This is a genomic window from Pseudomonas sp. Mn2068 (genome assembly GCF_049319725.1).
GTDB classification, from domain to species: Bacteria; Pseudomonadota; Gammaproteobacteria; order Pseudomonadales; family Pseudomonadaceae; genus Aquipseudomonas; species Aquipseudomonas gingeri.
Map to the genome: position 1 here is coordinate 68,849 of NZ_JBMOUG010000009.1, position 12,396 is coordinate 81,244.

A 12,396-nucleotide genomic window follows, 5' to 3' on the forward strand; every position below is an offset into this window, starting at 1 on the left:
AACAGTAAAGCCCGGTCGTCTGGGCGAGGGATTATAACGTCCGGTCCAGAGCGCCTGGCCAATGAAAAACACCGGCATGGCCGGTGTTTTTTCAACCACGCTCGAGGGCGATCACGGCTGTGCCGGAGGCGGGTACTTGCCGTGGCTGGACACGATCTTCAGCGGCTCCTTGAATTTCGAGCCTTTCAAGGGCAGGTCGGGCATGACGCCATTTTGCAGCGGACCCTTGATCAGGAAGATATTGTCGCCCGAGAGCCCTTCGCCGGAAATCTTGTGCAAGGTCCAGCCTTCCGGCAGTTCGGACGTTCTCAATTCGAAGTAATGAGAGACGCGTGCCTTCTGCTGGGTGCGCCCGTGCAGTTTGCCAAAGATATTCTGGGAGAGTTTCTCCGGTGCAAGGCTGCCCGGTGCCAGGTCGGTCACGTAGATGCCATAGTCGGTACGGGTAAAGTCGCCCAACGGACTTTGCCGGGTGACCGGCAGGTGCATGTGCAAGGCCGTACCGTAGCCACTTCCGCGAATGGCGGCGTATTTGTCCCGGCCCATGTACTTGTACATGAACTCGCTCCACTCCGACCTTGGAATCTCCCGGCTTCTCAAGTTCGGACAATGGGGAACACTCTCGAAGTGTCGACTGGTCACCGGCGGCGATTCGGCGCTCTCGGGCGCCGGGCGTTTCTGCCGTGAAAGGATATCCGTGGAAGTTGCAGGTGCAGACGTAGGCGTAGATGTTTTTGCCTCCTGCAATGTTGTCTCATGGAGTTTTTTCCAGGATGTTGATTGAAGGCTGTCTCCCTGCATTTGCACATAGAACTTGTTCCGCAGTGCACGACTGGGAAGGATGCTTTCTATTTTTCCGTGGTATTGAGTGAGTTGCCTGGAACTGAGCGCCGCCCAGGCGTTATCGCCATCACGGACGGCAATGCTCCAGGTCTCGTCCGGACTCTTCACCAGAAACTTCTGCGTGGGCAGCGTGCCCGGCTGATTGTTGGTCTTACTGTAGAAGGCATGTACGTCGACCGAGTTGGCTTCCGGCCGCCGTTTTATCCGGATTACCCGGGTGTCTGCGCCAATGAAGAAGTCGAGCTTGGGAAGGGGCCTGATCGGTAGCGTGTCTTCCAGGGCGGCGCAGCCCAGTGCGGGCGCGGCAAGCATTTTATCGAAGGGCAGCCCGGCCGCGCCCGGGAGCTGGCGAACAGGTCGCGGGCAGCCGTTGTGCTTGCGGAACCTGCCGGTGATGTGGTCGCCTGCCGAGTCAAGCTGCTGTCCGAACGCCTGCCGGGCGTCGTGCAGTGCCTGCGTCGTCCGGCCCCTGGCATTGCGTAGGTTGTGCCAGAGTTTATTGACGGTACGTGCCAGTGTCCGCGGGCTGTACAAGGGAAGGGGCGAGACGGAGAAAACGCTCTCGCCCACGGCTTGGGTCAGTTGCAGGCCGCTTTTGCGCAGGCCGTGGCGGAATGCCTGATTGGCCAGGCCTGCGCTGACGCCACTGCCCACGTTGTTCAGGGTCTGCCATAAGCCACCGATGGCGGTTCGGCGGACAGTCTCTCCCGCCGCGCTGGTGAACGCGTGCTGTCCGATGGCGAAAACCTGGTTTCTCAGCCCCTGGCCCAGGGACGTCTGCAGGCCCGCGCGAACCGCCGTGGCCAATGTCTTGACCGCGGAACCCACGCCTTTGGCACCGGGAAGCGCCGTCAGGGCAATCTCCATGACCAGGCCGAGGTGGTCCTCGTTGCTTCGCTCGGCGGCGGGTTTGGCAAAGTAGTCGTAGAACGGAATCAGCGACAGGAGGCTGAAGCGTTCTCCCCGGTTATGGGGCGGGAGGGTGTTTTGCTCCTTGGAATGACTGACCTCCCAGATCATGGGCGTATCCCATACCGGCGTGACCAGCTTGTCGATGACCTGTCGGGCGGTGCTGGCGGGGTCGCCTGGGCAGAGTCGGCCGGCGTTGAGCCCGGCGTGCCATTCGCCGGCTTCCAATCCGACCCCGGCAGGAATACCGGCTCTTACCAGTCGGCCTCCCACCGACGCCGGCTTGGGCAGCAGCATGGCGGAGCGGCTCCAGATATCAATCCAGCTGGTGCCCAGTCCGTCATCCGCCTTCAGGATATTCAGGAAGTGGCTTTGACTGCCCTCCAGCGGTTCGAACTCGACGACGGCCAATGTTCCAGCCTTGTAGAACAGCGAGTGGCGTGACGAGGGAGCGAGGATGCGCCAGCGCCCGCGGTCAAGGGCATGCAGTTTCTGCAGTGGCAGGCCCTGAAAGATCAGTTCGAGTTGCGACTTGACGATGGGCAGGTACTTCTCTCTGTAGCGGGTCGAATCCTCCGTGAACTTTGTGAGGAGCGCGTTTCTCTGGGCCAGGAAATAGTCGTGTTGCACCATGTTCATGCCGCACAGGAAAGCGTCGAGGGTACTGATGTCCTGATCGCCGAAGCGCGCATCGGGATCGGCACCCAGGGCCCAGAGTTGCACGCTCGCCATGGCACGCAGATCCGGCGCCCGCTCATGTTGCACTGACAGCAACTGCGCCTGGTTTCGTTCTTCTGCCTCCCTGGTCAGGTCGAGCCATTCCATGGCGTTGGCATAACCCCAGGCGCGCGCGGTGGCGGCGGTCTGCTCGCCCAGGATGAGGCCGCTCAGCTCGCTGAGTGGATTTTCCGCCGGGGCCCTGGCGGAAGAAAGCCTTTCGGCGTCGCCTGTTTCCTGCGAGTCGATATCGAGATCGTTCTGCCTGGCGATACCCTTGGCCATTGCCACCACCTCGGCGATCGAACAGGCCATCGAGGCACGGGGCGTGATTTCGTTGAGCAGTCGCGCCGCCCAGCGCAGGGTGATCGCGGCAGCATCACTCTGATAATCCAGGGTCAGGTCGTCGCTGTCTCGCAGGAACAGCTCCGGGCGTGCGCGTTGCAGCAGCAGGCCCGCGAGAAAGGTGGCGTGGCCTTTCTGGTCGGTCACTTGCTGGTCCATGAGGCGTGCGTGGATGGGCGTGATCAAGTGTTCCCTGAGATGGCCCCATGTCTGGAATTCGGGGCCCGGCACCGTACCGCCAAGGTCGGAGCCCAGTTGCCACAGGTCCTTCACCGCTGGCCAGGCGATATCCAGCAGCGTTTCCACGAGCAGGCAGGCCTGCTCGCCCGGGGTCAGTGCCGCTGGCGTCGCGGATGCCGGGGCCTGGGTCATTTGCGCGGCCCATTCCGTGAATTTCGGCAAGCCTTGCAGTAGCTGGTAGTGTTCGAACGCGCCCCACGCCGGCAGCGCCTGGATAAAGGGGGCGCTCAAGCCGATCTTGTCGAGCACGCGTGAGGCGAATGCCGGTGCCGACGCGCTTTCCTTGCTGGCGTCCTGTAGCTGTTGTCGGTTGGCGGCGAAAGTGGCGCCCGCGTCCTCCAGCAGGAGCACCGTTTCCGCCACGGGGATTTCAGCCGGTTTTGCCGGTTCGATCCCGGGCCTCCAGGCACTGGCGGGGATGTACTGCCGTGTCAGCAGTGTGCTTCGGAACACCAGTTCCAGCAGATCCATCTGCGGATCGGCGGCCACCCAGGGCGCGATAAATGCTGGTATCGAGGAAAAGCCGTTGTCGGCAATAACCGTCGCGGAGGCTGCAAGGCCGCGCACCAGTCGCCGGAGAATAGCCCAGGCGCCCGCCGCCGATCGGATCTGCATGCCGGTGAAGTCTGACAGGAGGACATGAAGATCCGCCTTGCGACAGAGGTACGAAAGCGCGCGATTGGCCTCATCGAGAGTCGATGCGTGTTTCAGCGCCATCAGCGGTGTCGGCGTCATCCCCGTCATATCCTGGTGCATGGCTACGTAGGGGTAGAAGGCGTAGGGATAGAGAGCTTCGGTAATGCTGCGGGTCTGGCTCCAGCGTTCGCTGGCCCGGCTGCGCAGTTGTTCTTCGCCGAGCACGCTGGCGCAAGGATCCTGGGGAAGGATGGAGAAAACCGCTTCGTCGTCCGGCCCCGCCAATGCCTTCAGGGTGCTCTCGACTTGGCGCAGGCCTCCGGTATGGGTGTCCAGCGCGATACGCTGGAGTCCCAGGGCGAAATGAACAGCCACCGGCTGCGCGTCCGCCGGGATCGGCAAACCCAGTACATCGCCTGAGGGTTTGCGTTCGGCACCCTCGATGTTTTCCGTGGTGGTCGAGCAGAATTCGCTCTTTATATCGAAAGGCGCCAGGGTATCGTCGTATGACCAGCGGGCCATGGCATAGGCAGTCAATCGCAAGTCGCTTCGACTGCCGATCTGGCTCGCGTATTCAGGCAGCATTTCCTTGAGCAGCCTGGCGCAGAACAGTTGCACGTCCGCCCGTTCGAGAAAGTGCAGGCAACGCTGCAACAGGTCTTTTTCGTCCTTGAAAGGACTGTTGTCGATGCTGCCGAGGTTTTCGCGGATCCAGTCATTGAACAGTAAATAGTGTTCCCGGTAATTTCCGTTGGCCGTGGCGGCATCGACCGCATCCATGAACACCTCCGGCGATGAATACAGGAGATGGTTGCACGCGGCACAGTACCAGGGTACTTCGACATTGTTCGCGGTATAGCGGCGTCCATCGGGCAGGGGGCGTGAGTTGTCTTGCTCCGTGCCGTCCAGCAAGGCTCGTGCCTGGCTGGCGACCTTGACCAGGGGTTGGCTGATGTCAGCCCAGTAACTCTTCGGGCCTTCATGGCGATCATCGGACAAGAAATTGTCCGGCAGGTTGTTTTCCGTCCTGAACAAGTCAAAGGCGTAGGTGAGATAACTGTCGGTCTTGTCCAGAATCGTGCGAAGAGTGGTCGAAGGGTGGCGATACTCATCTTTCGCCGTCAGCAGTTTCGAATGGGCGACATCGAATACCGACGCTGAAAGCCCTCCCGTAACTCCGGCCTGGTCGACGACCGCCAGGAAAGAGGCGGCTGCCGCGGCGAGGCAAGTTTCTGCGGTGTATCCGGAGACTGGGGGAACAAGTTGCGGGCGCGAAGTTGCGTGGGATTGAGCGGTTTTCAGAAAAGCCTGTTCAAATTGTATTGAGTTCTTGTTCATGCAAGTTGTCTTTTTGTAGTTGTGGGGCTTGCCTCCAGTTTAGATAGGCTCGAATTTAAATTGAAAGTGCTCGAAAGTTTACTGGCTTACTTGTCGGTGCGGGAGGAAGTTTCAGCGCAATAAGGAAACTATCAGTTTGTCTGTAGGATAATATTCGGCAATAAAAGGCCGGGTCTGCAACCTGCGCCCTGTGGAAAGCGCACCGGCCAGGGCCGGTACGCTTTCACGCGGGATGACAGGAAATACTCAGGAAGCAATCAGTTGCCGCAATACATAGTGCAGGATTCCCCCGGCTTTGAAGTATTCCACTTCATTGAGCGTGTCGATCCGACACAACACGTCGACTTTTTCCTGGCTGCCGTCCTCACGGGTCAGGGTCAGTTGCAGGTTCATCCGCGGTTGCAGTTCGGCGCCGCTCAAGCCGCTGATGCTCAGGGTTTCCTTGCCGGTCAGGCGCAGGCTCTTGCGATTCTGGTCAAGCTTGAATTGCAGCGGCAGCACGCCCATGCCCACCAGGTTGGAGCGGTGGATACGTTCGAAGCTCTCGGCGATCACCGCCTTGACGCCCAGCAGGTTGGTGCCCTTGGCCGCCCAGTCACGGCTGGAGCCGGTGCCGTATTCCTGGCCGGCGATCACCACCAGCGGCGTGCCTTCGGTCTGATAACGCATGGCCGCATCGTAGATCGCCAGCTTTTCGCCCGAAGGCACATGCAGGGTATTGCCGCCTTCTTCGCCGCCGAGCATTTCGTTGCGGATGCGGATATTGGCGAAGGTGCCGCGCATCATCACTTCATGGTTGCCGCGGCGTGAACCGTAGGAGTTGAAGTCCCGTGGTTCCACGCCCTGTTCGCGCAGATAGCGTCCGGCCGGGCTGTCGGCCTTGATATTGCCGGCGGGGGAGATGTGGTCGGTGGTCACCGAATCCCCCAGCAATGCCAGTACCCGGGCGCCCTTGATGTCCTCGACCACCGGCAGGGGCCCGGTGATATCGTCGAAGAACGGCGGGTGCTGGATATAGGTCGAGTCCTTCTGCCAGACATAGGTGGCGGCCTGGGGGACTTCAATCGCCTGCCACTGGGCGTCACCGGCAAACACCTCGGCGTATTCCTTGTGAAACATCGCGGTATTGACCTGGGCCACGGCGTCGGCGATTTCCTTCTGGCTCGGCCAGATATCGCGCAGGTACACCGGTTTGCCATCGCTGCCGGTGCCCAGCGGTTCGCGGCTGATATCGAGGCGCACGCTGCCCGCCAGGGCGTAGGCCACCACCAGCGGCGGCGAGGCCAGCCAGTTGGTCTTGACCAGCGGATGGACGCGGCCTTCGAAGTTGCGGTTGCCGGACAGTACCGAGGCGACGGTCAGGTCCGATTGCTGAATGGCTTTCTCGATCGGTTCCGGCAGCGGTCCGGAGTTGCCGATGCAGGTGGTGCAACCGTAGCCGACCAGGGCAAAACCCAGTTCATCGAGGTAGCGGGTGAGACCGGCGGCCTTGTAGTAGTCGGTGACCACCTTGGAGCCGGGGGCCAGGGAGCTCTTGACCCAGGGCTGGCGCTTCAGGCCTTTCTCCACGGCCTTCTTCGCCAGCAGCCCGGCGGCCATCATCACGCTGGGGTTGGAGGTATTGGTGCAGGAGGTAATGGCGGCAATCACCACCGCGCCATCCTTCAGGCGGTAGGTATGGCCTTCATAGCTGTAGTCGACGCCGCCGACCTGATCCGCATTGCCGACGGCGACACCGCCGCCGCCCTCGCTTTCCAGGCGACCTTCTTCCTTGCTCGCGGGTTTGAGCTGCAAGCCCATGAAGTCACTGAAGGCCTGGGCGACATTCGGCAGCGAGACCCGGTCCTGCGGGCGTTTCGGCCCGGCCAGGCTGGCCTCGACGCTGCCCATGTCGAGGGCCAGGCTGTCGCTGAACAACGGCTCCTGGCCCGGCAGGCGCCAGAGTCCCTGGGTCTTACTGTAGGCCTCCACCAGTTCCACGGTGGCGGCCGGCCGGCCGGACAGGCGCAGATAATCCAGCGTGACCTCGTCCACCGGGAAGAAACCGCAGGTGGCGCCATATTCCGGGGCCATGTTGGCGATGGTCGCGCGGTCCGCCAGGGGCAGTTCGGCCAGGCCGTCGCCGTAGAACTCGACGAATTTGCCGACCACGCCTTTCTTGCGCAGCATCTGCGTCACGGTCAGCACCAGGTCGGTGGCGGTGATGCCTTCCTTGAGCTTGCCGGTGAGCTTGAAGCCGATCACTTCGGGAATCAGCATCGACACCGGCTGGCCGAGCATCGCCGCTTCCGCCTCGATGCCGCCGACGCCCCAGCCGAGCACGCCGAGGCCGTTGATCATGGTGGTGTGGGAGTCGGTGCCGACCAGGGTGTCGGGGAAGGCATAGGTGCGGCCGTCCTCGTCCTTGGTCCAGACCGTGCGCCCCAGGTACTCGAGGTTGACCTGATGGCAGATGCCGGTGCCCGGCGGCACCACGCTGAAGTTGTCGAAGGCGCTCTGGCCCCAGCGCAGGAAGGCATAGCGTTCGCCGTTGCGCTCCATCTCGATATCGACGTTCTGGCCGAACGCCGCCGCTGTGGCGAACTTGTCGACCATCACCGAGTGGTCGATCACCAGGTCGACCGGCGACAGCGGGTTGATCCGCTGCGGATCGCCGCCGGCCCTGGCCACGGCGGCACGCATGGCGGCCAGGTCGACCACCGCCGGCACGCCGGTGAAGTCCTGCATCAGGACCCGGGCCGGGCGGTACTGGATTTCCCGGTCGGAACTGCGTGTCTTGAGCCAGGCGGCGAGTGCCTTGAGGTCGGTGCCGGTGACGGTCTTGCCGTCCTCCCAGCGCAGCAGGTTTTCCAGCAGGACCTTGAGCGACATCGGCAGCTTGTCCAGGTCGCCGAGCGACTGGGCGGCTTGCGGCAGGCTGAAGTAGTGGTAGGTCTTGGTGCCTACATTCAGGGTTTTAAGGGTTTTCAGGCTATCGAGCGATGACATGAAATGACTCCTTGAGGCCCGCACGGCACGGGCCGGGTGGAACGAACAGAGCCTTGAATCTAGCTCCGTTCGGGGGATCTGGCTAATCACTGGACTCTATGGGGCAGTCCAAGGTTCCGAACTCGGCTATCATGCGCAGGTTTAAATGACAGGCTTGGCTTCGATTACAGGAGCCGGCTTGCCGGCGATGAGGTCGCAGAGTCCGTGCAAGCCTCCTCGTCACAGTCGCCCAGCCCAGGAATTTTTTGTGAACACCCTCTTTATGCACTGCCGGCCAGGTTTCGAAGGCGAAGTCTGTTCCGAGATCTCCGAGCACGCCGCGAACCTGAATGTCGCCGGTTACGCCAAGGCCAAGGCCAGCAGCGCCTATGCCGAATTCGTCTGCACCGAGGACGATGGCGCTGCGCGGCTGATGGCCGGCCTGCGCTTTGCCGACCTGATCTTCCCGCGCCAGTGGGCCCGGGGCAGCTTCATCGACCTGCCGGAAACCGACCGCATCAGCGTGATCCTTGCCCAACTGGCGACATTCCCGCTCTGTGGCAGCCTCTGGCTGGAGGTGGTCGATACCAATGACGGCAAGGAACTGTCGAACTTCTGCAAGAAATTCGAAGGACCGTTGCGCAAGGCCCTGACCCAGGCCGGCAAGCTGGTGGAGGATGCCGGCAAGCCACGCTTGCTGCTGACCTTCAAGAGCGGCAGGGAAGTCTTTCTCGGCATGGCCGAGGCGGATAATTCGGCGATGTGGCCGATGGGCATCCCGCGCCTGAAGTTTCCCAAGGACGCGCCGAGCCGCTCCACCCTCAAGCTGGAAGAGGCCTGGCACCACTTCATCCCCCGCGATCAGTGGGAAGAGCGGCTCAATGGCGACATGACCGGCGTCGACCTCGGCGCGGCTCCTGGCGGCTGGACCTGGCAACTGGTCAATCGCGGCATGCTGGTGACCGCCATCGACAACGGCCCGATGGCCGAAAGCCTGATGGACACCGGGCTGGTCCAGCACCTCATGGCCGACGGCTTTACCTTCAAGCCGAAACAGCCGGTGGACTGGATGGTCTGCGACATCGTCGAGAAGCCGGCGCGCAATGCCGCCTTGCTGGAAACCTGGATCGGCGAGGGGCATTGCCGCGAAGCGGTGGTCAACCTCAAGCTGCCGATGAAGCAGCGTTATGCCGAGGTCCGGCGCCTGCTGGAGCGGATCGAGGAAGGCTTCAAGGCCCGCGGCATCCGGGTGGCGATCGGCTGCAAGCAGCTGTATCACGACCGTGAGGAAGTCACCTGCCATCTGCGTCGACTGGATATGAAAAAGCCGCGATAATGCCGAACCGGTTTCAGGAGTTAAGCATGACCCAGCCCCATGACCCCAATGTTGACGGCACCCTCGATGCCACCGGCCTCAACTGCCCCGAGCCGGTGATGATGCTGCACCAGCATATCCGCGACCTGCAGCCCGGCGGCCTGCTCAAGGTGATCGCCACCGACCCGTCGACCCGTCGCGATATCCCCAAGTTCTGTGTGTTCCTCGATCACGAACTGGTGGAGCAACGGGAAGAGTCCGGCACTTACCTGTACTGGATCCGCAAGAAGCTCGGCTAGACGGCCACGACCTGCCGGAGCCTAGCCCCGGCTCATCCGGATCCGCTTGCGCGCACTGCGTGCCAGGCGGATCGACAGCATCACCGCCGCGCACGACAGCCCGACGATCAAGCCCACCCACAGCCCGCTGGGGCCGCTCGGTGCACCGAACCAGTCGGTCAGGCCAAGGGCGTAGCCCACCGGCAGGCCGATTCCCCAATAGGCGAACAAGGTCAGGATCATGGTCACCCGGGTGTCCTGGTAGCCGCGCAACGCCCCGGCTGCGGTGACCTGGATCACATCCGAGATCTGGAACAGCGCCGCATACACGATCAGCATGCTCGCCACCTGGATCACCACCGGATCGCGGGTGTAGACCGTCGCGATAGGCTCGCGAAGCAGCAACATCAGACTGGCGGAAATACAGCCATAGACCAGCGCGGTGGCCACCCCGACCCCGGCGGTGAAGCGTGCTTCCCGTGGTTGCCCGCGGCCCAGGGCCTGGCCGACGCGCACGGTGATGGCCATGCCGAGGGAGTAGGGGACCATGAACACCAGCCCGCTCATGTTCAGGGCGATCTGGTGCCCGGCCACCACATGGGCACCCAGGCTGCCGATCAGCAGGGCGATCACCGCGAAGATGCTCGACTCGGCGAACACCGCGATGCCGATGGGCAGGCCGATGCCCAGCAGACGCTTGATCACCGGCCATTGCGGCCAGTCGAAATGGCTGAACACCTGGCTCGGTCGATAGACCTTGGCCCAGCGCACCCAGCCGGTCATGCCGAACAGCATCACCCACATCACGATCGCCGTGGCCCAGCCGCAACCGGGACCGCCCATGGCCGGTACGCCGAGGTGGCCGTAGATAAAGACGTAGTTCAACGGAATGTTCAGGGCCAGCCCGCACAGGCCCAGGACCATGCTCGGCCGGGTGCGGCCCATGCCGTCGCTGCAGCAGCGCAGCACATGATAGAGCGCCACCGTCGGCAGGCCGGTGCCGATGCCGCGCAGGTAGTCCATGCACGGGCCGATCAGTTGCGGATCGACTTTCATCAGGTGCAGGACCGGCTCGGCGTTGTAGAGGATCACGCCCGCGCCCAGGCCCACCACCAGCGCCAGCCACAGGGCCTGGCGCACCAGCGGGCCGATCTCGGCCGGCGTGCCGGCACCATGGCGCTGGGCGACTTTCGGCGTGGTCGCCAGCAGGATGCCGGTCATCAGCAGGAACACCGGCACCCAGATCGAGTTGCCCAGCGCCACGGCCGCCAGGTCCCGGGGGCCGACGCGCCCGGCCATGACCGCGTCGACAAAACCCATGGCGGTGTGTGCCAGCTGGGCAATGATGATCGGCAGGGCCAGGCCCAGCAGGTTGCGCACTTCCAGGCGCACCCGTGCCGGGCGGCTGAGGGGCTGGGCGTCCAGGGGAGCAGTAACGGTGTTCACCAGTGATGTATCCAAGTGTTGCGAAGAAAACCGGGGATTCTACGCATTGACGCCAAGGTCAGGAAATTTCCTCTTGTAGTGCATTTGTAATGGGCTTTCTGTCTCCGGGGCCAATCGCCGACTGGCCGCGGCTGGCGATCTGCGCCACACTGCGGGTCCGCGAAAGGAGCCTGCCATGCTGATTGTTGCCGACGAGAATATCCCCCTGATCGATGCCTTTTTTGCCGGTTTCGGCGAGATCCGCCGCCTGCCGGGGCGCGCCATCGATCGCGCGGCGGTGGCCGGGGCGGATGTGCTGCTGGTGCGCTCGGTGACTCCGGTCAGCCGCGAGCTGCTCGAAGGCAGCGCGGTGCGGTTTGTCGGCACCTGCACCATCGGTACCGATCACCTGGACCTGGACTACTTCCAGGAAGCCGGCATCCACTGGTCCAGCGCGCCCGGCTGCAACGCCCGCGGCGTGGTCGACTACGTGCTGGGCAGCCTGCTGACTCTGGCCGAGATCGAGGGCGCCGAACTGGCCCGACGCACCTATGGCGTGATCGGGGCCGGCGAAGTCGGCGGGCGCCTGATCAAGGTCCTGTGCGGCCTGGGCTGGAAGGTGCTGGTCTGCGACCCACCGCGCCAGGCGGCCGAAGGCGGCGATTATGTCGACCTGGAGCAGATCATCGAGCAGTGCGACGTGATCAGCCTGCACACGCCCCTGATCCGTTCCGGGGCGCTGTCGACCTGGCATCTGCTGGATCGCCAGCGGCTGGGGCGACTCCGGCCCGGCACCTGGCTGATCAATGCCGCCCGCGGCCCGGTGGTGGATAACGCCGCTCTGCGCGACGTCTTGTTGGAGCGCGAAGACCTGCAGGCCGTGCTCGATGTATGGGAAGCCGAGCCGCAGGTGGATGTCGAGCTGGCGGAACTCTGCGTGATCGGTTCGCCACACATCGGCGGCTACAGCCTCGACGGCAAGCAGCGCGGCACGGCGCAGATCTACCAGGCCTACTGTGCCTTTATCGGCCAGGCGCCGACGGTCAGCCTCGATGACCTGCTGCCCGCGCCGGGGCTGGCGCAAATCACCCTCAATGCCGACTGCGATCCGGCCTGGGCCATGGCGATGATCTGCCGCGCGGTGTACGACCCGCGCCGCGACGACGCGGACTTTCGCCGCAGCCTGACCGGCAATGTGGCCGAACAGCGGGTGGCGTTCGACCTGCTGCGCAAGCACTATCCCGAGCGGCGTGAAATCGAGGGGCTGGCGGTGAAGATCAATGGCGAGTCGGCGGCGTTGCGGCAACTGGTCCTGGCCCTGGGGGCCGTGCCGGTCTGATCGCGGCGGACAGAAAAAACCCGGCAGCAGGGCCGGGTCGATAA

6 protein-coding genes are annotated in these 12,396 nt (G+C 63.2%); 3 read left to right on the plus strand and 3 right to left on the minus strand.

Features of this window, described 5'->3' with window-relative positions:
* Positions 1 to 111: 111 nt before the first annotated feature.
* Entirely contained in the window at positions 112 to 5,028 is a 4,917-nt protein-coding gene (locus ACL9RJ_RS20850) for a hypothetical protein (protein ID WP_422765619.1), read from the minus strand.
* A gap of 246 nt (positions 5,029 to 5,274) precedes the next feature.
* Positions 5,275 to 8,016 carry an aconitate hydratase AcnA gene (gene acnA / locus ACL9RJ_RS20855; RefSeq protein WP_017125707.1) on the minus strand — a complete coding sequence of 914 codons (2,742 nt, stop codon included), beginning with the start codon at positions 8,014 to 8,016 and terminating at the stop codon, positions 5,275 to 5,277.
* A gap of 247 nt (positions 8,017 to 8,263) precedes the next feature.
* Here acnA and rlmM point away from each other — a divergent pair, with 247 nt between their 5' ends.
* Positions 8,264 to 9,331 carry a 23S rRNA (cytidine(2498)-2'-O)-methyltransferase RlmM gene (rlmM, locus tag ACL9RJ_RS20860; RefSeq protein WP_017125708.1) on the plus strand — a complete coding sequence of 356 codons (1,068 nt, stop codon included), beginning with the start codon at positions 8,264 to 8,266 and terminating at the stop codon, positions 9,329 to 9,331.
* A gap of 26 nt (positions 9,332 to 9,357) precedes the next feature.
* Positions 9,358 to 9,609, plus strand: coding sequence for a sulfurtransferase TusA (tusA, locus tag ACL9RJ_RS20865; protein ID WP_017125709.1), 252 nt, complete (start codon positions 9,358 to 9,360; stop codon positions 9,607 to 9,609).
* A gap of 21 nt (positions 9,610 to 9,630) precedes the next feature.
* Here tusA and ACL9RJ_RS20870 read toward each other — a convergent pair whose 3' ends face one another.
* A complete protein-coding gene (locus ACL9RJ_RS20870; protein WP_212810731.1) occupies positions 9,631 to 11,034 on the minus strand; it encodes an MATE family efflux transporter in 1,404 nt (467 codons plus the stop codon).
* 175 nt (positions 11,035 to 11,209) lie between these two features.
* Here ACL9RJ_RS20870 and pdxB point away from each other — a divergent pair, with 175 nt between their 5' ends.
* Complete coding sequence (gene pdxB, locus ACL9RJ_RS20875; RefSeq protein WP_178991107.1) at positions 11,210 to 12,352, plus strand: 4-phosphoerythronate dehydrogenase PdxB; 1,143 nt, start codon at positions 11,210 to 11,212, stop codon at positions 12,350 to 12,352.
* Positions 12,353 to 12,396: the final 44 nt, after the last annotated feature.

Bases quoted from the DNA above. Each gene is read 5' to 3' on its own strand.
- tusA (WP_017125709.1), top strand. From the start codon at position 9,358: ATGACCCAGCCCCATGACCCCAATGTTGACGGCACCCTCGATGCCACC.
- ACL9RJ_RS20850 (WP_422765619.1), bottom strand. From the start codon at position 5,028: ATGAACAAGAACTCAATACAATTTGAACAGGCTTTTCTGAAAACCGCT.
- pdxB (WP_178991107.1), top strand. From the start codon at position 11,210: ATGCTGATTGTTGCCGACGAGAATATCCCCCTGATCGATGCCTTTTTT.
- acnA (WP_017125707.1), bottom strand. From the start codon at position 8,016: ATGTCATCGCTCGATAGCCTGAAAACCCTTAAAACCCTGAATGTAGGC.